Source organism: Mesorhizobium sp. BR1-1-16, assembly GCF_020165495.1.
Classification (GTDB): domain Bacteria; phylum Pseudomonadota; class Alphaproteobacteria; order Rhizobiales; family Kaistiaceae; genus Kaistia.
In genome coordinates this window covers 241247-263585 of record NZ_JAIUIE010000001.1, presented here as the reverse complement: position 1 = coordinate 263585, position 22339 = coordinate 241247, and the positions used below count along the sequence as shown (strand labels likewise).

The following is a 22339-nucleotide window of genomic DNA, read 5'->3' as shown; positions in this document are numbered from 1 at the left end:
TCCCGGATTTCAGGCGGCCGCCCTCCAGCGACCGCCGCATTCTAGGCTTCGACGAGAAGGTCCCTCCCCCCTCGTTCGTCGTCCGCACGCGTCAGGATCGAGGCGCGCGGTGCAAAATGATAGAACATCGGCAGGCTCGCGGCGCCAATGGCGCCCGCGTCGCGGCCGAACGAGCCACGCTGCAGCTGCGGAGGACGTCGCGCCTCCGGCTTTGCCGCATCAAGGGCCGCGCCGAGGCGGCTGAGCACCGCGCCAACGAGCCCGGCATCGATGTCCGCATCGACGACGACGAGCGGAACATCGAGCAGCGCGATCGCTGACCAGACGGCCGGCGCGAGGGCGTCGACCATGTCGTCGAGCCATTCGTCGACGGCATGATGCTGCCGCCGCAACGCAGTCTCCAGCGCCAGTGCACTGTCGGAGGGTTCGCCATAATAGGAAAGATGGCGCGCCAGGGCGTTCAGCGACGCCCGGGTGATGAGCAGGTCGCGCCCGTCAACCGGTGCCGGCGCCGACGCAAGGCGGCTCGGCGCCACCGGCATGACGGCGACGTCACCAGCATTGCCGTGGCTGCCACGCAGGCAGTCGCCGCCCGTCACGATCCCGCCGCCGATCGCCGGACCGATGAAGAGATAGAAGAAGTCATCCGCGCTGCGCCCGACGCCATAAAAGAGCTCGGCGATGGCGGCAGCGCTGCCATCATTCTCTGCGAAGACCGGCAGCCCGGTCTCCTCTTCGAGACGGGCAGGGAAATCGAACGCGTCCCAACGTTCGAACGCCGACGGCGGCAGGCCGAGCCGGCCGAGCCAGGCGCCGAGATTATAGGGCTGGGCGACCCCGATTCCGGCGAAACGCGCCCGCGCGTCCGGAGCCAGCATGTCATGAAGCTCAAAGATATCGCGCGCCACCATTGCAAGCGCTTCTTCAGGCGCCGGCAGCACGCCGTCATAGTCCCGGCGCGCCAGGATGCGTCCGCCAAAATTGATCAGCACGGTTTCGATGGACCGACGATCGAGGCGGACGCCGATGCCATAGGCGCCTTCCGGATTGGGCCTGAGGATTGTTGCCGGCTGGCCGCGGCCGCCGCCATGACGCTTGCCAACCGCCTCGATCAGGCCGAGATCGACCAGCTTCTCGATGATGCCGCCGATAGCGGTGTTGGTGAGGTCGGCGGCGCGGGCAAGATCAGCCTTCGAGGCTTCGCCCGCGCGGCGGAGCCGCTGCAGGACGAGCCGCTCGTTATAGCGTCGGAGCTGCGCGGAATTACTCCCGCGTCCGTTGCCCGGCCTCTCCACCGATACCCTCCCTGCGCCCTATCGGGCAGCGACGTTTTCGCCGCTTCATTAATTCATTCTGGTGCAGTTAATCGTCGGCTCCCTCCGCGAGTCAACGCAATTCGTTGCTGCGCCGCGGCACGAAATGGCGGCGCTCTGCCGTTGTGCGGCTAAAGCCGGACGCCGCCTCATCGATGAGCATGACGCCGTGCATCTGCACAGAACACGCCGTGCCGACCGCTGCGGCACGTTCAGCTCTTGCGGACCCGACCCGCCGGTCAGCCGAGGGGCGTCACAGGAGCCCGCGAAAACCATCTCCAGAACTGTCAAAAAACGGAAATCCTTGGCTGGTAGCTAGGCGGCCATCGGCGCCATATGGGCGTCGCATCGCACCGATGCCGCGGGAATTTGACCAACAGCTTGCACCGCGAAACCAACGCTAAAGCGCCACGGACAAGAGGTTCGTGGCGGAAAATCTCTTCACGAGGAGGCTTCCGTTGACCCTCGATCTCATGTCCGCGAACACCCAATCCGCGCATCGTGTCCGCTGTCGCGGCGGGCGGAACCAAGCCTGACGTCCTGCATTGGAACGAGCCGGCCGATGGGCTTCCCTTCGGCTGACCCGACCTTCGAAAACAATTGCTCAATCGTGGCCCGGTCCTTGCTTGGAACGAGGTTGGCGAATGGAGGCTATCGGTGTTCGACAACTACATCATCGAAATCGACGACAAAGCCGCGGGTATTCTGGTGAAATCCGGCCGCGCCTTCGCATTCCACGCCCTGGAGCGCACCTTTGCTGCGCTGGAAGGGATGATGTTCCCCGACGCGATCGCGGCTGAGCGTGCCGCCCGCAAGGTCCGGCGTCGCTTGGCGCCCGCCTTTGCCCTCGGCGCCGCCGAATAGATCGGGCGGCCCCGCACGTAAGGCGCGCGGGGCCTTCAATTCCGCCGAAACTGTGCGCTATGCTGGCCCGAAGCATCGGGGGCCAAGAGCGTCAATTGCATTCCATCGATGATCTCAGCGGCAAGGCAAATGTCGGCCTAGCGCGCGAATCCGCAGCCATCCCGTCTGATCTCCCGGCTTCAAAGGCGCGCTCGGAGCGCGCGCATGATCGTGATCCCGGCGGCTTGCCGTTGCCGCGGGTACTGGCATCACCTGCGACATGTGGCGATATCGTCGAACCTCCCGTCCTTTTGATAGCGGAGGCCTCCGACATCGTCGCCGGCGCAAGCGAGGCCAGGGCATGAATCGATTCGATCCGCAGGAGGCCGAGGCCTTCCTCGCCGCGCATCCCGAGGTGGAGCAGTTCGAGGCTTTCATCACCGATCCGAGCGGCGTGCAGCGCGGCAAGATCCTGCGCCGCGAGGAGCTGGTCGGCGCTTTCCGGCATGGCCGGCCCCTGCCCTGCTCGATCCTCTCGCTCGACATCACCGGGGCCGATGTCGAGGAAACCGGGCTCGTCTGGGACGAAGGTGATTCAGACCGCGATTGCATTCCCGTTGCCGGGACGCTGACCGCGGCGCCATGGCTCGCGGTGCCGACCGCCCAGATGGTGTTGACCTCGTTCGAGAAAGACGGAAGCCCGAGCGATGCCGATCCCCGCCATGCGGTCTCGCGCACCGCGTCTGCGCTCATCGAAGCAGGCTATCATCCGGTCGTCGCGATCGAGCTTGAATTCTATCTGATCGACCGCGCCGCCATGCTGGAAGGGCGGCCGCGCCCGCCGCTCGGAAAGAGCGGCTTCCGCCAGGAGCGCTTGCAGGCCTATCTCCTGCAGGATCTCGAGGATTTCTCGCCCTTTCTCGATGAGGTCTATGCCGGGGCCAAGGCGATGGGCCTGCCGGCGAGAACGCTGATTTCGGAATATGCCCCAGGGCAGTTCGAGATCGTGCTGGGCCATCAGACCGACGCCTTGCGCGCTGCCGACGACGCCATCCTCTTCAAGCGGCTCGTCAAGGGCGTCGCCGAAAAGCACGGCTATGTCGCGACCTTCATGGCCAAGCCCTATGCAGGCTTTTCCGGCAGCGGCATGCATGTCCATGCCAGCCTCGCCGATGCCGAGGGCAACAATCTCTTTGCCGGAGAAGGCGAGGCCAATCCGCTGCTGAAGCACGCGATCGGCGGCCTTCTTGCGACCATGGCCGAGAGCATTGCGATGTTCGCGCCGAATGCCAATTCCTATCGCCGCTTTAAAGCCAATTCCTATGCCCCCGTCGGGCCGGCCTGGGCGATCGACAACCGTTCCGTGCCCGTTCGCGTCACTGCCGGCCCGCCCGCGAGCCGCCACCTCGAGCAGCGCGTCTGTGGCGCGGACGCCAACCCCTATGTTGCGCTCGCGACAGTCCTTGCCGGCATGCTGGAAGGCATCGAGAAGGCGATCGACCCCGGCCCGCCGATCGTCGGCAACGGCTATGAGCAGATCGCTCCGAGCCTGCCGACGACCTGGCATGGCGCGCTCGCTGCGGCGCGCGTCTCAGACTTCCTGCCGCGACGACTGGGTGCGCGCTTCGTCGATCTCTTCCTGACCATCAAGGAAGCCGAGTGCGAACGGTTCTTCGCCGAAATTCCCGATCTTGATTTTCAGCTTTACTTGCGGCTCGCCTGAAAGCTTGACTTAAGTCAATTCGGGTAACCTGACGCAGGTCTGCACGGCCAATCATGAGGGCGATGTGATCGGGGCTGTCAACGATATCGAAGGGAGCATCGACGACGCGACGCATTTCTGCGACGTGCGCGACCTGCTGGCGGCCTGGAAAGCTGCAGAAGCCGATGCCTGTGGCATTCCCGAGCGTGCGACGTTTCTCGCCGGTCCAGCCGGCAAGATCGCGGACCGGCTGATGATCCTTTCGCCTGTCGACGGCACATTGGTCTATCGCCAGGTCGGCTCAACCATCATCTCGCTGTTCGGCCATGATCCCACCGGACGGCGCCTGTCAGACCTGGATAATCCCGGCGTCCAGCCCTTCGTGCGGCGCTATACCGATGCCGTTCGGGGTGAACGGCCGCGTCTCGCTGTCCAGGACCATATCGGTCTCAATTCGATCGGCACCAATGAGCGCCTGCTTCTGCCAGTTCGAACCGGCACGACCCGGGAACTCGTCGTCTATGTGCGCAGCCGCGAGGACGCAAAAGACCTGATGCGGTCGGTGTTCAACGCCAGTACCGACAGCATCAGCGTGATGGAAGCGGTTCGCGACGAGACCGGCGGGATCTGCGATTTCAAGACGATCGCCATCAACGCCGAAGGCGCATCAAGGATGAAGAGAGAGCCGGATGCGGTCATCGGCACGTCCTTGATCCAGAACTTCCCTATTGCCGCTACCAACGGCATCTTGCAGCGGATGATCGCCGCCGTCGAAAGCCAGCAGCGCGACGTCTTCGAGACGCGCTACTCGCAGCACGGCGAGATCGTCGAGCGGCAACTGCGCATCGCGCCGAACGGCGATCGACTGACCGTGACCAATGTCGATCTGGGACCCCAGCGTAAAGCTGCGCGCGCGATCGAGCGCCAGCGCAACGAACTGCTCACGGCCAACCGACTGCTCGCACTGCAAGCCGAGAATCTCCGCGCAACCAACGAGGCGATCGAAGCGTCGTCCGGCGAACTACGCGCCGAAATCGAGCGCAACCGAGCGCTCGAAGCCGAACTGATCTACCGCGCCCGCTTCGACAGCCTTACCGATCTGCCAAACCGCAGCTATTTCGAGACGCGCTTTCACCAGATCATCGAAGACGCCCGGCGCACGGGGCGTCGGGTGGCCCTTTGCATTCTGGATGTCGACCATTTCAAGGACATCAATGATCGCTTCGGACACAGCACTGGCGATGTCGTCCTGCGCGAGGTCTCGGCGCGCCTGACACGAACCATCCGCTCGACCGATGTCGCGGGACGGCTTGGCGGCGACGAGTTCGCCGTCCTGCTCATCGACGCCATCGATGCCGAAGCAGCCCAGAGCGCCGTTGCCCGGATGCTGGCCGAGGTGATGCGGCCGCTGACGGTCTTGCGCCAGGATGTACCGGTGAGCATCAGTGCCGGCATCGCCGTCTTTCCCGGCGACGCACAGGGCGAAATGGAGCTGATGGCCGCGGCGGACCTCGCCGTCTATCGCGCGAAGCGCAACGGACGCGCCCGCCCGGTCTTCTTCGAGCCGGCGATGCGCGCCGAGGCCGATCGGCGGACACGGCTGATGCAATCGCTGGCGCGCGGCATCCTCGCTGGCGAGGTCAGGCCCCATTATCAGCCGCTTCTCGACCTCAGGACCGAGCAGCTCGTCGGTTTCGAGGCGCTCGCGCGCTGGCATCATCCGACCGAAGGCATCCTCACGCCGGCCCGGTTCATCGAGGCCTTCGACGAGCCCGATCTCGCCCGTGCCATCACCGCGACAATGATCGACCAGGTCACGCAGGACCTCAGCAAATGGCGCGGAAGCGCCATTCCGCTGCATGTGAGCCTCAACGTGACGGCCTTCGATCTGCGAAGCGAGGCCTTCGCCGCAGATCTCCACCGGAAGATGGCACTGCGCGGTCTTTCGAGCAGCCAACTCTCTATCGAGGTGACGGAAACCACCGTGGTATCGCGCGATGGCGAGAAGATGGTGGCGACGCTCACAGCGCTGCGCGAACTCGGATTTTCTGTTGCGCTCGACGATTTCGGCACCGGCTTCGCATCGCTGACCCACCTCATCACCCTGCCCTGCGACACGCTGAAGATCGACCGGACCTTCGTGACCGACCTCGATAGCAGCCCGAAGACGGCAGCCGTGGTTCGGTCGATGGTCGCGCTGGCGACGGCCCTCGGCCTCGACATCGTTGCCGAAGGCGTCGAAACCCGCGCCGAAATGGAGGCGATCCGGGGTTTGGATTGTCACCTCGTTCAGGGTTACCTCATCTCGGAGCCGCTCCCCGCCGAAGCCGTTCCCTCGTTCATTGGGAGCTTCGCGACGCGCTCTGCCGGGCGCCGCGCCGCGAGAGCCTGATCGGCAAGCCGACGAAACCGCAGGCTCCAGGCGATGCCAGTCGGCCCTTCTTTGTTATTATTCAAAATCTAATCTTTCAATTCTTAGAATTACTTCTTGATTCCTCGGGCGTCCTACTGCAGTCATCAGGCCGCCAGTGCGATCTACATTGGATCAATTGTAGATAAGCACTTTGAAATCATTCTGAACTGCGGGGATGGGCTGCCATGACCAAGCGGGCGCCGCTCGACCTGACTTCACTCTTTGCCGGGCTGTTCACGGCGGCTGCGATCGCCGTCATGGCGATGCCGGCCGCTGCGCAGACGTCGGCTCCGGAAAGCGAGGCGGCGGTTGCCAGCCTGCTGCCCGAATCGCTCTCGCCCTGGACGATGGTGCGCGATGCCGACATCGTCGTGCAGGCGGTCATGGGCGGGCTCGCCTTTGCCTCGCTGGTCACCTGGACGATCTGGCTCGCCAAGGCGCTCGAACTCCTGGCCGCGAAGCGCAAGGCGCGGGTCGCGACGCGGCGCCTCGCCGAGGCGGAAAGCCTCGACCAGGCGATCCGCGCGCTCGGCGGCGGCTGGACGCGATCCGGCCCCGTCGCGGACCTTGCACAGGCGGCGACGCTCGAACTGCGCCGCTCGGCGCATCTCTCGCCGGAGGGAATCAAGGAGCGGCTGGCGATCCAGCTGTCGCGGATCGAGGTCCGTGCGGGACGATCGATGTCGCGCGGCACCGGCGTGCTCGCGACGATCGGCTCGACGGCGCCGTTTGTCGGCCTGTTCGGCACGGTCTGGGGCATCATGAACGCCTTTATTGGCATCAGCCAGACCAAGACGACCAGCCTTGCCGTCGTCGCACCCGGCATCGCCGAAGCGCTGCTCGCGACGGCCATCGGCCTCGTCGCCGCCATTCCGGCGGTCATCATCTACAACGTCTTCGCACGCTCGATCGCCGGCTACCGCGCCCAGCTCGCCGATGCCGCCGGCGAAGTGATGCAGCATGTCTCGCGCGACCTCGATCGCGGACGGCTGGCTGTCGCCAGCAACGCCCCGCGCCCGCGCGGTGTCGACCTCGCTGCGGCGGAGTAGACCATGGCCGTTTCGCTCAAGAATACCGACAACGACGACGTCGCCGAGGTCTCGGAGATCAACGTCACGCCGTTCATCGACGTCATTCTCGTGCTGCTCATCATTTTCATGGTCGCAGCACCGCTCTCGACGGTCGATGTCGCCGTCGACCTGCCATCCTCGAATGCCACGCCTGCCGAGCGACCCGAAAAGCCGCTGTTCCTCACGCTGAAACCGGATCTTTCGCTGGCGCTTGGAAACGACGCCGTTGCCCGGGATGCCCTGCAGGGCCAACTCGACACGGCGACAGGCGGCGATCGCACCAAGCGCGTCTTCCTGCGCGCCGACGGCACCGTCGCGTATCGCGAGCTGATGGACGTGATGAACCTCCTGCGCGCATCCGGCTATCTCAGCATCGCGCTGGTTGGCATCGAGGATACCGGCGCTGCTCCGGCCGGGGCGGCGCCATGAGAACGAAGGGACGCCCGTTCGCTCGCATGGCCGCGGGCTCGCTGCGCTGGCTGCTGGCGGGAACATTGGTGGCGACCGCCCACGGCGCCGCTGTCTGGCTCGCCATCGAATGGCAGCCCCTTGAAGCCGCGGCGAGCGAACCGCCACCGGCGATGATGATCGAACTGGCGCCGCTCGCCGTGACGCCTGACATTGTGCCGATCCAGTCGGTCGCGAGCGCCGAAAGCACGCCTGACGAGCAGCAGGAGCCGCCGGCCGAACCAGAGGCGCGGCCTCCATCGCCACCCGAGCCACCGCCACCGGAGCCGATCAAGCCGCCCGACCCCCCTCAGCCACCGGAGCCGGTCAAGCCGGTCGTGCCCGAAAAGCCGGCCGAGCCTTTGCCGCCGCCGGAACCCGTGAAGCCGCCGGAGCCTGTGAAGCCGGTCGAGCCGCCGCCGCCACCCAAGGCAGAGCCATCGCCGACCTTGCCTGAGCCAGTGACGCCACCGCCCCCGCCCGAGAAGACGCCGCCGCCTGAGCCTCCGAAAGTGCCCGAGCCACCGAAAGTCGAGCCGCCCAAGGCGGAGGCCCCCAAGCCTGAGCCGCCCAAGACGAAACCGGTTCGCACGGCAGAGACTGCAAAGCCGAAGAAGCCGGCCGAGCGAAAGGTTGCCGCCAGGCCGAAGAGCCTCGCGGCACCGCGCAGTGCCGACGCGAAGGCAGCGAAGGCGTCGAAATCGGCGGCCGCGGTTTCCGGCGCCGGTCAGGCCTCGGTGTCGCCCGCCTCGTGGAAGAGCCGGCTGCTTTCCCATCTCAACCGGCACAAGCGCTTCCCGCGCGGCGCCAGCGCCGGCACCGCGTCGGTTGCGTTTAGCATCGACCGGCTCGGCCGTGTGATCTCGGCACGGCTTGCCAATTCGTCGGGCGACGGCCGGCTCGACGACGAGGCCGTGAGCCTCGTGCGCCGTTCCAGCCCGGTTCCGGCGCCGCCTGAAGGTTTCGGCGGCGGCCGGATCTCCCTGACGGTGCCCGTGCGCTTCAGCCGCTGAGCATCAGGCGCCGAGCGCTGCCTGCTCAGCGGCGATGCGGTCCATCAAGGCGTCGGAGGTTGCGGTGTCCGGAGCCGGCTTCGCAAGGCGCAGCTTCAGGTGACGCAGCGATTCCTCGAGGATCGTGTCCAAATCCTCGGCGCAGGTGAAATCACCGGCGACACGCTTCACCTTGGAATTGTCGAACAGCGCCGCCCAGGTCTTGTCGCCCATCAGCGGGCCTTCCCACTCGGCGTTATAGCGGACGAGTGTATCGGTCGGCACATGCACGATCTTCGCCTCGACGCCAAGACCCTTGGCGATCGCGCGATAGATCTGATCCCAGCCATGGCCGCGATCGGCGGTGATGTGGAAATCCTCGCCCAGCGCCGCCTCCTTGCCGAACAGGCCGACAAACGGCTTCGCGAGATCGACCGAGCGCGTCAGCGTCCAGGGTGACGTCCCGTCGCCACAAACCAGGACGGGCTTGCCGGCCAGCATGCGCCGGGCGGTCAGGTCGCCATCATTCATCATGCTCGGCAAGCCGTTACGCACCGTGTGGCTCGGCCGCACGATCGTGAAGGGCAGATCCTTCGCGGCCTTCAACTTCGCCTCGGCGGCGATCTTCTTCTGGCTGTAGGGCCAGAAGGGATTCACCGTCGGCGTCTTCTCCGTGATGACGTAGTGCTGCGCCGGCTTCTCATAGACGGAAGCGGACGAGATGAAGATGTACTGTCCGGTCTTGCCTGCGAAGACGCGGATATCCTCGTCCATCTCCTCGGGCGTGAACAGCATGAACTGGCAGACGACGTCGAACCGGCGGTCGCCGAGCGCGCCATAGACGGCGGGGTCCTTCATGTAGCCGATGATGGTCTCAACGCCGGCCGGCAGCGTTTCGGCAGAACGGCCGCGATTGAACACGGTCACGCGATGACCTGCCGCGACCGCAAGTTCTACGCAAGGCAGCGAAATCTGGCCGGTACCGCCGACGAAAAGCACATTGAGCGACATGATGAATCTCCTCCGGAATGAGACATAGCGTTAGCGCCGGGACTGAACCGGTTCAAGCGGGGACGCGACAGATGGCGGCCCTGTTCAGCGACGCGCGGCGGCGCCCCACCAGGTCGCGGCGAGCGGGCCGCCGCCGACGAAGGCATCCGCCGGCAAGGCCGAGCCGATGCGAAGGCACTCGTTCCATTTCGCCATCCGCTCCGAGCGCGTGAACGAGCCGACCTTCAGTTGTCCCGCGCCAAGGCCGACGGCGAGATGGCTGATCGAGACATCCTCGGTCTCGCCCGAGCGTGCGGAAACGACGGCACTCCATCCCGCCTGTTCGGCGACGGTGAAGGTTTCGACCGCCTCGCTGACGGTCCCAGCCTGATTGACCTTGATCAGCACCGCATTGCAGGCCTGATCCGTGACGGCGGCCTCGACGAGGCGCGCATTGGTGACGAGATAATCATCGCCGATGATCTGCAGGCGCGCTCCGAAGCGGGCGGTGAAGGCACGCATGCCATCCGGATCGTTCTCGGCCAGTGGATCCTCGATCGAGACGATCGGATAGGCATCAATCCAGCGTCCGAGCATGTCGATCATGCCGCCGGTATCGCGCTCGGTCTGGTCCAGCGCGAGGCGATAGCGCCCGCCTGCTGCGCCATCGCCGAATTCCGATGCAGCGATATCGAGCGAAATCACGACGCGCTTGCCGGGCGTCTCGCCGGAGCGATGGATCGCCTCGGTCAGTGTCTCCAGCGCCTCCTCGTTGCTGGAGAATTCCGGCCACCATCCGCCCTCGTCGGCGACGCCGGCGAGGCGCCCCTTGCGGGCCATCAGTTCGCCGGCGGCGAAGTAGACGCCGCTGGTGAGTTCCATAACCTCGTCGAAGCTCGTGGCCCCGGGCACCATCACCATGAAGTCCTGGATGTCGACGCGCCGGCCGGCATGGGCGCCGCCGCCGAAGATCTGGATTTCCGGCAGCGGCAGCGACGGCACGCGGCCGTAGTGATCCGCGACATGGCGCCAGAGCGGCTTGCCGGCCGCGGCAGCAGCAGCATGCAGCACCGCCAGAGACACGGCGACGGTCGCATTGCCGCCAATGGTCGCCTTCAATGGCGAGGGATCGAGCGCAATCAACGCCGCGTCCACCCCCGCCTGGTCGCTTGCCTCCCAGCCGAGAAGCGCCGCCGCGATCGGCCCGCCGACATGGGCAACTGCGGCCTGAACATCCTTGCCGCGCAACCGGTCGCCGCCATCGCGCAGTTCCAGAGCCTCCCGCGTGCCCCGCGATGCGCCTGACGGCGCGATGGCGCGACCGAGCACACCGCCCGCCAACGCCACTTCCGCCTCGACAGTGGGGTTGCCGCGCGAATCCCAGACGCGGCGGCCGCGTATCGCGATAATCTCAGCCATGGATCGAGGCGTCCCATACAAGCCGATCGAGGAAAGCGGACAGCCCCGACGGCGGTGATGCGAGAAGCGGGATCGCGAGCTGGCGGACACGCTCGCGCTCGGCTTCGCCGAGATATTCGACCGGCGACTTGCCGTCGATGCGAGCGAGCATCAGCGCCGGCAACAATGCCGCGACACGCACTTCCAACGCGTCCGCATCCTCGAATGTCACATGGGCTGCATAGGCAATCCAGAACCGGCGGATGCCTTCGATGAGGGCCGGACGGATCGCCGGGACATGCACCGCCTTCAAGACCAGATGATTGAGGCAGAAGGCCACGTCGAACGCCGCATCGCCCATGGTCGCGCATTCCGCATCGAGCAGGATCGGCGTGCCGCCGCGCAGCAGGATGTTCTTGGGGCTGACATCGCCATGCACCAATACCCTCCGTGCGACATCGAGACCATCGGACAGCGCATCAAGACGTTCTGCCAGCGCCGGATGGCGTCCGGCGGTGAAGCGGAGATAGGGATCGAGCCGCAGCGCGCGGAAATCCTCGGCATTCTTGAACGGCCCGTCGTCGAAATCTCCAGCCGTCGAGGCCGCATGGATGCGCCCGATCAGATCGCCGACCGTGGCGGCCTCGTCTTTTGGGGTCGTTGCCGCGAGCAGTGCCGCTTTCCAGAGCACGATGTCGGAGCCGTCGAGATACTCCATCGCGAAGCCGTTTTCAGCCGCCGACCAGCCAAAGAGCGCCGGCACGGAGCGCGGCACGACGCTGCCTGCGAAGGCGAGCCAGGCATATTCGGCCCGGTTGCGACGCACCGGCGCATGCCATTCGGCCGCGACCTTGAGCCTTTCGAGCGCGAATTTGACACAGATCTTGCGATCGCCGAGATCGACGACACCGATATCCGACGCAACCCCGCCCGCGAGTCGTTCGGCGCTCCGCACGGCCTCTGCCGGCGCAAGGTCGAGATCGGCGACGAGCCGCCGCACCCGCGTCTCGAAATCAGCGGCCGTCATCGCGAGACGCTCCGCCCTGCCGCCGGCTCAAGGCCGGCAGCGCTCATCCCGCGACGCATCCCGATTTCCTCCCGAGGCGCTGGGTCTCTCTCCTTTAGCCGCACGGGAGGTGAAGCACCATATCCGCCGCGGCGAGACTGGAAGTCGCGCCGCTAAGGCGCGACCTCCTGCCAGGCCGGGGTCGGATTGAAGGTCCGCAGCGCGGACGCGACCTCACTGGTTGTCGAGCCGAGATTACGCTCATAGACCGTGCCGCGCTGATCGCAGAGGAAGGTCATGATGCCGCTCTCGCCCCAAGCCGCAGGCCAGGCCAGCATGGCGAAGCCGGCAAGCATCCGTCCGCCGACCAGATAGTCATACGCGCCGCCAGGCGCGGCCGTTCCCTGTCGCGTCAAGATCTTGAAGCGATAGCCATGATAGGAACGCGGCGCCGCCGGGTCATCGCTGGTCGCGACGGCGGCCGCGACGATGCGATCGCCGAGCGGGCTGCGATCGCTCGCGCTCGCCGGCTCCCAGTAGAGACCATCATGCCTGCCCGGCGTACTGACGAGCTTTCGGGCGAACTGCTGCACCGGCTGGTCGTCGTGCAAGCTCTGGAAATACTCGTTCTGCGCGGCGACGAAGTCCGCGCAGGCGCCGATCGCGACGAGTTCGTTCTCGCCGATCGTCATATCGCGGACATGCTGGCGCCCGGCGGCAATATCGAAAGCCCAGCCAGCGCCGTCCGCCTTGAGAGGGACCGGGAAACGCCAGCCGCCCTCACCGAAAACCAGGACCTTCCGGCCATCGTCGCCATCGACGACCGACTGGCCTTGTGCCGCGAGACTGACGAAATCCGCGAGATTGCGGGCATCGGCTTCGGCATCGCCCGACGACAGCAAGGCGGTCGCTTCACCACCGAAGATGGCGTCGAGCTTGCCGCTGCCGGGCGCCTTGGCGGCGTCGACGAGCGCCGTCGCCGCCGCCGCAGGCGAGGTGAAGACGGTCTGAGCCCATGCGGCGGGACTGACGGCGACCATGCCGAGCAGAAGAGCCGCCCTGATGATGACGAATATCCGCATGATCGTTCTCCCCCTAGCGCCGGCCGCCACGACCACCACCGCCTCGCGGCATCGGGGCGTGTCCCCCGCGCCCGCCACCGCCATGCGACATCTGCGGCCGGCTGCCCCCCGGGCGCGCGACCGACTGGCGGCTGATCGCGCCGCGATTGACCATCGCGCCGGACGCGCCGCCACCGAGGCTTGCTCCGCTGAACGCGGTGTTTGAAGGCCGATTCGGAGCGGGACGCGCCTTTGCCATCGCTGGCTTGCTGGCTGCCCTGCTGGCTGCCTTGGCTGACGGCTTGTTGTCAGCCCTGGCAGCGGCCGCCTGCCTCGAGCCACCGCCCTTGCCGACAGCCGCGCTTTTGGCACCAGACATTTTGGCGCCAGCATTCTTGGCAGCACCCGAATTCTTGAGCCTGTCCGCACCCGCGCCGCTTGCTTTGGCTGCTGACAGCTTGTCGCCGGCGGACGACATGGCGGCGCCGCGCTCGCCGCCGCCCGGCCGTGCGTTGGCGATGCCATCCGGCCGATTGCCAGCGCCCGGCCGTGTGCCGGGACCGGCGCCGCTCACGCGATTGGCGCCGCCCGAACCCGGGCGATTGGCGAGGCCCGGCTTCGAGCCCTGGCCTGGATGATATTTCCCGGCATCGGGCCGCCAGGGGCGCATGTTGCCGGCACCGATATTGACGTCGTTGCCGATATTGATGTTGCCGTTGTTAATGCCGCCGCCATAGCCGGGACGATAACCGGGATAGCCGGGCCAGCGTGGCGGATAGACCCAGCCGCGGCCCCAGTCCCAGGCATTGTCGATCGCGACACCGACCGCCACGCCGACGCCGAAGCCAATCACGCCGGCCGCCACATTGCTGTTGTCCTCGTAATAGACCGTCGCCGGATCATAGCTCGGCACATAGATGACGCCGGGCTCGGCCGGCTCGATCACGACATAGTCGGTCGTCGCATTATTGCTGCCGGTCTGCTGCTGCACCGTCACGGTCTGCTGCGGCGTCGATTTCAGCGACCCGGCCTTTTGCGCCTCACGGCGAAGGTCCTGGATCACCGCCGCAACGTCGTCGGGCTGGTTGACGAAGGCATCGCCGAGATCGCTCGTCGCATCGAGATCGGTGTTGAGCCGCTCGATGATGTCGGGGAAGCGTACCAGCGCCTTCACCGAAGGATCCCAACCCTGCGCATCGGCACCCGAGAAATCGCCCTTCCCGACGGCCGCCGCGTTCTTGTCCAGCCAGCGCGCCGCCATCACGATATCGACCGGATAAGCCGTCGCGGGAAGCAATTGCGCGAGCAACGCATCGGGATAGAGCGCGATCGGCGCCAGCAGCGTGCGCAACTCTTCCGTCGTGAACACCGCATCGGCCGGCACGGGCGCATCGCTCGTCTGGCCGGCGGCGGGAGTGGCCGCTTCCCCAGACGTCTCGGCCGCATGAATCGGGACCGCGAACGTCAAGCAAGCGACAGTCGCCATTAACAAGAAGCCAAGCTTCTTCCGGCCGTCCAGCCTGTTCCCAACTGTCATGTCGCCCTCCCCGGCCACGCTTTTACTTTATTCTAGCACGGAGCCGGCGAAAAAGACATTTGCCCCTGGAAGGGACACCGACAGAAACGTGCGCTGCCATCAATGGAAGACGGTCACGACACAACCGCATTGCGCCAGATCAATTGCGCACGCCTCGGCAATCTGCGGCGGCGGGCGCACGCGATCGCATGGACGGCATGACGCTCGCCCACGGGAACACGCGGCATCAGACATTGATGATGGGGATTTGGCGATGGTCGGAGTGGCAGGATTTGAACCTGCGACCCCGTCGTCCCGAACGACGTGCGCTACCAGGCTGCGCTACACTCCGTGACCATCGCGAGCGGGGTTATAGCGACGCCCTCGATGCGCCGCAAGCGCCGAAATGCCCCTGTGGATGAATAGGAAGCGGCGTTCGATGTCACGGTGAAGCGGATGGGCAGCGGGACGCCCGAATGGCGGGACGAAGGCTGTGCGCGCGGCGGATCGTCGGGGACGCCGCTGCGGTGCCGGGTGCAGTGACGCGTGGATGGAACGAAACCAAAGGCGGCAAGGTCTGCGGCAGCGAGATGCGGCGTCTTCAGCCGCTCCCTGCCGCCAGCGTGTATGCCACCACCGCATTGGCGTGGCCGTGGCCCATGCCATGGTCATTCTTCAGCATCGCTACCAGGTCCATGTGCTTTGCTGGAAGGTGGCTGCGCACCAGTTCTTGCCAATGGGCGATGGGTTTCCCGTACTTCTTTTCGATGGAGGGAAAGTAAGAAGCCGGTCCTTTGATTGGCTGGTCAGTCATGGCGGTCATTCCTCCGGATCACGCGCTGACGCCAGTTTCATCAGAAGGCCGGCAAGGCGCAAGCCTTCGCCAACGCCTCGTGCCGTCTGGCTAGTATCGTCGCAGCGGCGGCGCCTGTCCGTCCGAGTGGGGCATGATACGGGCAACGACTGCGTATCACGGACCATCCGGTATGCGGAGCGTTCGCACCGTCGCCGCCGTTGCAGCCCGTTCGCCTTCCGGCTATAGCACCAGCGTTGCGGCGCCAGGCCGCTCGACACGATGGGGCGTCGCCAAGCGGTAAGGCAGCGGTTTTTGGTACCGCCATTCGGAGGTTCGAATCCTCCCGCCCCAGCCACTTCCCGAAGACGCGGAAGTCGGCTGTTTCTTGGATGTCGCTCATCGAACGCGAATAGCGGCCGTGCAGTGTATTGACCGGCAGACCACGACGGCAGCCCCCTCGACACCGGCGCCACGGTCGTTCTTGCACCGTTGTGCTCCCGGAAGGGACGATTTACGCCGATGCCATTCACAGCTCTCGCCCCTGGTATTTTGTTTTACACCGAAGCCAAATATCAGCCGTCGATTGCGCGTCCGGGCGCTGCGATGCCGCGTCATTTGGTATAATTTTGTCGGCACGGTGCAGTTTCGCGACCACAGGAGTCATGATGCGGACGACAAAGGCTTTCCTACGCAAGGGGCTTCTCGCTTCGGCCATGCTGCTCTCGGCCTCCGGCTTTGTGGCGGCAGCCGCCGATTTCGACCCCACGGCGACGATCCGCATCGGATCGCTCTACGAGCCGCAGAACCTCGACAACACTGCGGGCGCCGGCCAGGGCATAAACGAGGCCTTCAACGGCAATGTGTATGAGGCGCTGTTCCAGCTGACAGATGCCGGAACGGTCGAACCGCGGCTGGTCGAAAGCTTCACCACAAGTGACGACGGGCTGACCTATACCTTTAAGCTGAAGGGCGGCGTCAAATTCCATTCCGGCGATCCGCTGACGTCGGCCGACGTCAAGGCGTCGATCGAACGGGTGACGGCCGAGGCCTCGAAGAGCTCCCGCAAGAAGAGCCTCTCCTCGATCGCCAAGATCGAGACACCTGACGACCAGACCGTGGTGATCACGCTCTCCAGCCGGTCGATCTCGCTGCCCTACAATCTCTCCTATGTCTGGATCGTCAACGACGCCGCGGGCGACATCACGGGCAAGGAAGACGGCACGGGCCCCTACAAGCTTTCGGAATGGCGGCGCGGATCGGCGCTGGCGCTCGACAAGTTCGACGGCTACTGGGGCACGGCGCCTACAAACGACGAGGTCGTGTTCAATTATTTCACCGACGCGACCGCGCTCAACAATGCGCTCCTGACCAACGCCGTCGACGTGATCACCTCGGTGCAGAGCCCGGACTCGCTGGCGCAGTTCAAGGACAATCCGGCGTTCAAGGTGACTGACGGCGTTTCGACGACGAAGGAGATCCTCGCTTATAACGATCGCGTCGCGCCGTTCGACAATGTGAAGGTGCGCAAGGCGCTGGCCCGCGCTGTCGACAAGGCCAAGCTACTCAATTCCATCTGGGGCGACTACGGCACGCTCATCGGCTCTTTCGTGCCGCCGACCGACCCCTGGTATGAGGACTTGACCAAGGTCGATCCGTACGACGTCGAGAGTGCGAAGGCGCTGCTGGCCGAGGCCGGATTCAAGGACGGCTTCAGCTTCACGCTCGATACGCCCGATTACGACCCCCATCCGATCGTCGCGCAGTTCCTGCAGGCTGAATTCGCCAAGATCGGCGTCAAGATGAACATCAACATCATCACGCCCAACGAGTGGTATACGAAGATCTACAAGAGCCATGATTTCCAGGCGACGCTGCAGGAGCACGTCAACCACCGCGACATCGTCTTCTATGGCAATCCGGATTTCTATTGGGGCTACAACAACCCCGAAGTCGTCAAGCTGATCGCCGAGTCCGAGACGGCCACCTCGGCCGATGAGCAGACGGCGAAGCTCAAGCAAGCCAATCGTCTGATCGCCGAGGATGCGGCGAGCAACTGGCTCTACCTCTATCCGCAGATCGTCGTTTCAGCGGCGAATGTGTCGGGCTATCCGGTCAACGGTCTGAATTCCCAGTTTTACGCCTACGACATCAAGAAGACGCCCTGACGTCCGCTCCTGACGCCGCCACGACGCCTTTCGCAGGGTGATCGTGGTGGCGCGAGGCTTCGCATCCGGCCTGACTGGTGATAGCTCGGGTGCGGGCAAAGCGGCGAGAGGATTGAACGTGGCCGGTTACATCGCGCGGCGATCTGTGATCCTCATCCTGTCGCTGTTCGTCGCGGCCATCGTGCTGTTCGCCCTCCTGCGCCTCTTGCCGGGCGATCCAGCCAATGCGCTGCTCGGCGTCGGCGCAACCTCTGAACAGATTGCCGCGGCCCGCGCACAGATCGGTTCCGACCAGCCGCTAATGGTGCAGTTCCTGCGTTTCATCACCAGCCTTGCCCGCTTCGATTTCGGCACATCCTTCGTCAGCAAAGCCCCCGTTCTCGGCGAGATCGCCAACCGCATGAGCGTGACCGCGCCACTGACCCTCGGCGGCTTCCTGGTCGCTGTCGTCATCGCCGTGCCGCTCGGCATTGTCGCGGCAGCGCGGGCCAACCGCTGGTATGGCGCGGCGATCTCGATCTTCAGCCAGTTCGGAATCGCGATCCCCGTGTTCTGGCTCGGGATCCTGCTCGTCGCGCTTTTCGCCATCCGCTGGCGGATCTTTCCTTCGGGCGGCTTCCCACTGAAGGGCTGGGAGCGGCCGGGGGAAGCGGCGGTCGCACTCGCCCTGCCGGTATTGACCGTCGCGCTGGTCATCGCGGCATCGCTCATCCGCTATGTCAGGGCGTCGACGCTCGACGTCCTCACATCCGATTATCTGCGCACTGCCCGTGCGCTTGGCGCCCGCTTTCCGGAAGCGCTGGTGCGTCACGGCATCCGCAATGGCGCGGTCCCGGTCGTCTCGATCCTCGGCATCGAACTGGCGACCACCCTGCTCGGCGCCGTCGTCGTGGAGAAGGTGTTCGCGCTGCCCGGCCTCGGCTTGATGCTTCTGCTGGCCATCCAGCAGCGCGACTATCCAAACGTCCAGGGTGTCCTTTTTGTCTCGACGCTGATCGTGCTGCTGATCGGATTTGCGGCGGATATCCTGCAACGATTCATCGATCCGCGGCTCCGCACAACGGGGACCGGCCGATGACGGCCGTCGCTGCCTCAGCCCCCCGGCGCACCGCCTCCTGGACATGGCGGATCGGCCTCGCTCTGGTCGGCCTCCATGTCATTGTTGGCCTGCTGACACTCGTCTGGACGCCCTATGATCCGGGCGCCATGACCGGCGGCCGGCTCAGCCCGCCCTCGCTCGCCCACTGGGCCGGCACCGATCGCCTCGGACGGGATGTGCTGACACAGGTCATGATCGGATCGCGCATCGCGCTTCAAGTCGGGATTGGCGCTGTTGCAATCGGAGCCGCGATCGGGGTCACGATCGGGATCATCGCTGCCTTCGCCACCAGATGGCGCGACGACGCGCTCGCGGCGACGCTCGACATATTGATCGCCTTCCCGACACTGCTCATCGCGATGCTGGTGGTCGCCGCCAGCGAGCAGGCCTCGCTCGGCACCGCCATCCTGGCGCTCGGCATCGCGCTTTCGGCGGTGGTCGCCCGGCTGACGCGCATCCTCGCCAAGCGGGTCATTCTGACGGACTATGTCACCGCCGCCCGCGTCTCCGGCTCGTCCTGGCTCGCGATCGTGCGCGAGCACGTGCTGCCCAATATCTGGCCGACGCTCTCGGTCAATCTCGCGCTGCAATTCGGGCTTGCCGTGATCGCAGAGGCGTCGCTGTCCTATCTCGGCCTCGGCGCGCCGCCGCCGAACGCATCCTGGGGCCGGCTGCTGCAGGAGGCGCAGGGCACTGTCTATAGCGCGCCATTCGGCGCCATCGCGCCCGGCCTTGCCCTCGTCTCGTTGACGATCGGCGTCAATCTTTTTGCCGACGGCCTGCGCGATCTTGCCGATCCACTCAGGAGGGCGCGCGCATGAGCCTGCTCACAGTCCACAATCTTTCCATCGTCGCGCGCGGGCGACGCCTCGTCGACTCCGTCTCGTTCAAACTTGATGCCGGCGAGAGGCTGGGGATCATCGGCGAGTCCGGTTCGGGGAAGTCACTGACGGCCTCTGCGATCATCGGCCTGCTCCCGGCTGGCCTCGGCGCAACCGGATCGGTGCGGCTTGATGGCCACGAAATCATCGGCGCGACTGAGCGCGAACTGACCGCGCTCCGGGGCGCCGTTGCGGCGACCGTATTCCAGGAGCCGCTGACAGCGCTGGACCCGTTGATGCGGGTTGGCCGCCAGATTGGCGAAGTCGTGGAGCGAACAGAGCGTCGAGCAGGACGTCCCCATGGGAAGAGCGATATCCGCCAGGCCGTGTCGGGCCTGATGGACGAAGTAAGCCTGCCTGAGCCTGAGCGGATCGCAGGCGCTTTTCCACACGAGCTTTCCGGCGGGCAGCGCCAGCGCGTTGCCATCGCCATGGCGCTGGCCTGCCGCCCCAAGCTGCTGATCGCTGACGAGCCGACGACCGCGCTCGACGTCACCACACAGAAAGAGATGCTCGCGCTGCTGGCGCGGCTCGTCGCCGAACGCGGCATGACGCTCCTCTTCATCAGCCACGACCTGCCCGTCGTCGCCGGCATCGTCGAGCGGGTCGTGGTCATGCGGGCCGGCGCCGTGGTTGAGGAAGGTCCGGTGCGACGGGTTTTCGCGACGCCGGTCCATCCCTATACGCGCGAGCTTCTTGCCGCCGCCGAGCGCTTCGATCGCGCGCTGGGGGCGGCATGAGCGACATCCTGAGCCTCGATCGCGTCAGCTATTCCTATCCAGGCGGACGGCCGGTGCTTCGCGACGTCTCGCTCTCTGTCGCGGCCGGGCGCTCGATCGGTCTTGTCGGACAGTCGGGATCGGGCAAGAGCACCATTTTGAAGCTGCTGCTCGGCCTGATGCGACCGCAAACCGGCAACGTGCTGTTTGACGGTGCTCGGCTCGATCTTTCCGACCAGCAGATGATGCGGACCTATCGAAGGAGCGTCCAGGCCGTTTTCCAGGACCCCTACGCCTCGCTCGATCCGCGCCAAAAGGTGCAGGCCATCGTCTCGGAGCCACTCAGGGCGCTCGGCGTCGGTGGCGATCGCCGGTTCATGGTCGTCGCCGCTCTCCGATCGGTCGGCCTCGATGCCGATATCCTCGATCGCTTCCCTGCGGCATTTTCCGGTGGCCAGCGGCAACGGATCGCCATTGCCCGGGCCATTGTTGCCGGACCACGCGTCGTCCTCGCCGACGAGGCGGTGAGCGCGCTCGATCTCACGACCAAGGTCCGGGTGGTGGATCTCTTCCGCGATCTCGCGCGTGAGACGACGCTGCTTTTCGTCTCGCATGATCTTGGCGTCGTGGCCTCGCTCTGCGACGAGATCGTGATCCTCGACGGTGGGCGGATCGTCGAGGCCGGTCCGACTCGCGCCATTCTGGCAGCGCCCGCCCATGCCTATACGCAGCAGCTGCTCGCCAGCGTGCCGCGCCTTCCCGACTTCGTTTCCGGAGCACCCTCCCCATGACCAATGACAGCGACTATCTCGCCGATCTCGAAAGCTGGAGGGCGAAGCGCCTCGCCGCGCTGAAGGCGCCGGATGGCTGGCTGAATCTCATCTCGCGCGACTGGCTCTCGTCGGGCGTCTTCAGCGTCGGGAGCGACGGCGCGAACGATATCGTGCTGCCGGTCGGACCCGCGCGCCTCGGCGTCCTGACGCAGCATGCCAATGGCGAGGTCGACTTCGTGCCGGCGGACGGAACGCCGCCTGCGCATCTTTCGCCGAGCAAGAAGCTGCCCCCGAAAGTGCTCGTCGATGGTCTGTTGCTTGAACTGACGACGATCAACGGGGAGAACGCGCTTCGCGTCCGCGATACACGGTCGGCTGCGCCGGCTGCCTTTCCGGGCATCGAATCTTTTCCGGTCGAGCCAGATCTCCGGATCGTCGCCGACTGGGTCGCCTTCGATGCCCCGCGCGGCCTGACAGTCGACACGAGCAAGCAGATTGCAACGGATGTCGAGGCGACGCATCAGGCGGTGTTCACGCTCGCGGGTCAGCGCTTTTCGCTGACCGCGACGCATGGGACGCCAGAGGCGCCGCAATTCGTCTTCCGCGATCGGACGGCAAGCGATGCGACCTATCCCGCCGGGCGCTTCGTCTATGGGGAGAACGTCACGGCGACGTCGATCGTCATCGACTTCAACAAGGCGATCAATCCGCCCTGCGCGTTCACCGATTTCGCGGTCTGCCCGCTGCCGCCGCCCGAAAACGTGCTGCCGATCCGCATCGAGGCCGGCGAAAAGCGGCTGCCCGAAGGCTGGGGGCACTGATCGGCGTTTGGCGACGGGGCTCGTCGTCAACGACCTCATTGTTGGCGCGTCTCGCGAATGGGCGCGGCGATGAGCCGTTGCCCGTCCCCGCGCAACCCGTTGATTTGTCCACAACTCGCCAAATCCGATGACGGCTTCTTTCCGCCTTTGCTCGTACGGCGCCAGGCGGACTCGATTCCGTCGACGCGTTCAGCCCATCGCCACCAACGGTCTGCCGTCCAAAGGGTCCTGGCCACCCGAGGTGACACTGGATGGGGCGACTATTGCGCGTGTTCTGGTCCTGCTGATCAACTGACCGGCGCCGACGATCGTCGATGACGCGGAGGATGGATCA

Annotated in this window: 19 protein-coding genes and 2 tRNA genes; 13 read left to right on the top strand and 8 right to left on the bottom strand. The window is 65.5% G+C overall.

Annotated features, from left to right (window positions below; translation table 11 throughout):
- Positions 1 to 41 precede the first annotated feature (41 nt).
- Positions 42 to 1295 carry an ROK family transcriptional regulator gene (locus LB518_RS01300; protein ID WP_224572140.1) on the bottom strand — a complete coding sequence of 418 codons (1254 nt, stop codon included), beginning with the start codon at positions 1293 to 1295 and terminating at the stop codon, positions 42 to 44.
- A gap of 675 nt (positions 1296 to 1970) precedes the next feature.
- Here LB518_RS01300 and LB518_RS01295 point away from each other — a divergent pair.
- The 6 genes from LB518_RS01295 to LB518_RS01270 all read left to right on the top strand — a co-directional run bounded on the left by LB518_RS01295 (position 1971) and on the right by LB518_RS01270 (position 8801).
- Positions 1971 to 2177 (top strand): hypothetical protein, encoded by a 207-nt coding sequence (locus LB518_RS01295; RefSeq protein ID WP_224572138.1) that lies wholly within the window; start codon positions 1971 to 1973, stop codon positions 2175 to 2177.
- Positions 2178 to 2517: 340 nt separating this feature from the next.
- Positions 2518 to 3879 carry a glutamine synthetase family protein gene (locus tag LB518_RS01290; protein ID WP_224572136.1) on the top strand — a complete coding sequence of 454 codons (1362 nt, stop codon included), beginning with the start codon at positions 2518 to 2520 and terminating at the stop codon, positions 3877 to 3879.
- A gap of 64 nt (positions 3880 to 3943) precedes the next feature.
- A complete protein-coding gene (locus LB518_RS01285; RefSeq protein ID WP_224572134.1) occupies positions 3944 to 6250 on the top strand; it encodes a putative bifunctional diguanylate cyclase/phosphodiesterase in 2307 nt (768 codons plus the stop codon).
- A gap of 206 nt (positions 6251 to 6456) precedes the next feature.
- Complete coding sequence (gene exbB, locus LB518_RS01280) at positions 6457 to 7320, top strand: tonB-system energizer ExbB (RefSeq protein WP_502845766.1); 864 nt, start codon at positions 6457 to 6459, stop codon at positions 7318 to 7320.
- 3 nt (positions 7321 to 7323) lie between these two features.
- Entirely contained in the window at positions 7324 to 7770 is a 447-nt protein-coding gene (gene exbD / locus LB518_RS01275; RefSeq protein WP_224572133.1) for a TonB system transport protein ExbD, read from the top strand.
- Positions 7767 to 8801: an energy transducer TonB family protein gene (locus tag LB518_RS01270; RefSeq protein WP_224572131.1), complete on the top strand. Its 1035-nt coding sequence runs from the start codon at positions 7767 to 7769 to the stop codon at positions 8799 to 8801. Before exbD ends, LB518_RS01270 begins: the two co-directional genes overlap by 4 nt.
- Positions 8802 to 8804: 3 nt before the next feature.
- Here LB518_RS01270 and LB518_RS01265 read toward each other — a convergent pair whose 3' ends face one another.
- The 7 genes from LB518_RS01265 to LB518_RS01235 form a co-directional block, all read right to left on the bottom strand.
- The gene (locus tag LB518_RS01265; RefSeq protein WP_224572129.1) at positions 8805 to 9791 is read right to left on the bottom strand and encodes an NAD-dependent epimerase/dehydratase family protein; all 987 of its coding nucleotides are present in this window, start codon (positions 9789 to 9791) and stop codon (positions 8805 to 8807) included.
- An 84-nt stretch (positions 9792 to 9875) separates the two neighbouring features.
- Positions 9876 to 11189 carry a phosphopyruvate hydratase gene (eno, locus tag LB518_RS01260; protein ID WP_224572128.1) on the bottom strand — a complete coding sequence of 438 codons (1314 nt, stop codon included), beginning with the start codon at positions 11187 to 11189 and terminating at the stop codon, positions 9876 to 9878.
- Positions 11182 to 12195, bottom strand: a complete 1014-nt coding sequence (locus LB518_RS01255; protein ID WP_224572126.1) for a phosphotransferase family protein — start codon at positions 12193 to 12195, stop codon at positions 11182 to 11184. Before LB518_RS01255 ends, eno begins: the two co-directional genes overlap by 8 nt.
- A 152-nt stretch (positions 12196 to 12347) precedes the next feature.
- Positions 12348 to 13256, bottom strand: a complete 909-nt coding sequence (locus LB518_RS01250) for a DUF2950 family protein (protein WP_224572124.1) — start codon at positions 13254 to 13256, stop codon at positions 12348 to 12350.
- Between the two features lie 13 nt (positions 13257 to 13269).
- Positions 13270 to 14703 (bottom strand): DUF3300 domain-containing protein, encoded by a 1434-nt coding sequence (locus tag LB518_RS24585; RefSeq protein ID WP_286198532.1) that lies wholly within the window; start codon positions 14701 to 14703, stop codon positions 13270 to 13272.
- Between the two features lie 323 nt (positions 14704 to 15026).
- A tRNA-Pro gene (locus tag LB518_RS01240) sits at positions 15027 to 15103 on the bottom strand.
- 249 nt (positions 15104 to 15352) lie between these two features.
- The gene (locus LB518_RS01235) at positions 15353 to 15565 is read right to left on the bottom strand and encodes a DUF4287 domain-containing protein (protein ID WP_224572122.1); all 213 of its coding nucleotides are present in this window, start codon (positions 15563 to 15565) and stop codon (positions 15353 to 15355) included.
- Positions 15566 to 15827: 262 nt separating this feature from the next.
- Here LB518_RS01235 and LB518_RS01230 point away from each other — a divergent pair.
- The 7 genes from LB518_RS01230 to LB518_RS01200 all read left to right on the top strand — a co-directional run bounded on the left by LB518_RS01230 (position 15828) and on the right by LB518_RS01200 (position 22005).
- Positions 15828 to 15902: transfer RNA gene (locus LB518_RS01230), tRNA-Gln, on the top strand.
- A 358-nt stretch (positions 15903 to 16260) separates the two neighbouring features.
- Positions 16261 to 17712, top strand: coding sequence for an ABC transporter substrate-binding protein (locus LB518_RS01225; RefSeq protein WP_224574245.1), 1452 nt, complete (start codon positions 16261 to 16263; stop codon positions 17710 to 17712).
- Positions 17713 to 17830: 118 nt separating this feature from the next.
- A complete protein-coding gene (locus LB518_RS01220) occupies positions 17831 to 18790 on the top strand; it encodes an ABC transporter permease (RefSeq protein WP_224572120.1) in 960 nt (319 codons plus the stop codon).
- The gene (locus tag LB518_RS01215) at positions 18787 to 19632 is read left to right on the top strand and encodes an ABC transporter permease (RefSeq protein WP_224572118.1); all 846 of its coding nucleotides are present in this window, start codon (positions 18787 to 18789) and stop codon (positions 19630 to 19632) included. Before LB518_RS01220 ends, LB518_RS01215 begins: the two co-directional genes overlap by 4 nt.
- Positions 19629 to 20432 carry an ATP-binding cassette domain-containing protein gene (locus LB518_RS01210; protein WP_224572116.1) on the top strand — a complete coding sequence of 268 codons (804 nt, stop codon included), beginning with the start codon at positions 19629 to 19631 and terminating at the stop codon, positions 20430 to 20432. The genes LB518_RS01215 and LB518_RS01210 overlap by 4 nt, the downstream gene beginning before the upstream one ends.
- The gene (locus LB518_RS01205; protein ID WP_224572115.1) at positions 20429 to 21202 is read left to right on the top strand and encodes an ABC transporter ATP-binding protein; all 774 of its coding nucleotides are present in this window, start codon (positions 20429 to 20431) and stop codon (positions 21200 to 21202) included. The genes LB518_RS01210 and LB518_RS01205 overlap by 4 nt, the downstream gene beginning before the upstream one ends.
- Positions 21199 to 22005 (top strand): DUF1684 domain-containing protein, encoded by an 807-nt coding sequence (locus LB518_RS01200; RefSeq protein ID WP_224572113.1) that lies wholly within the window; start codon positions 21199 to 21201, stop codon positions 22003 to 22005. The genes LB518_RS01205 and LB518_RS01200 overlap by 4 nt, the downstream gene beginning before the upstream one ends.
- Positions 22006 to 22339: the final 334 nt, after the last annotated feature.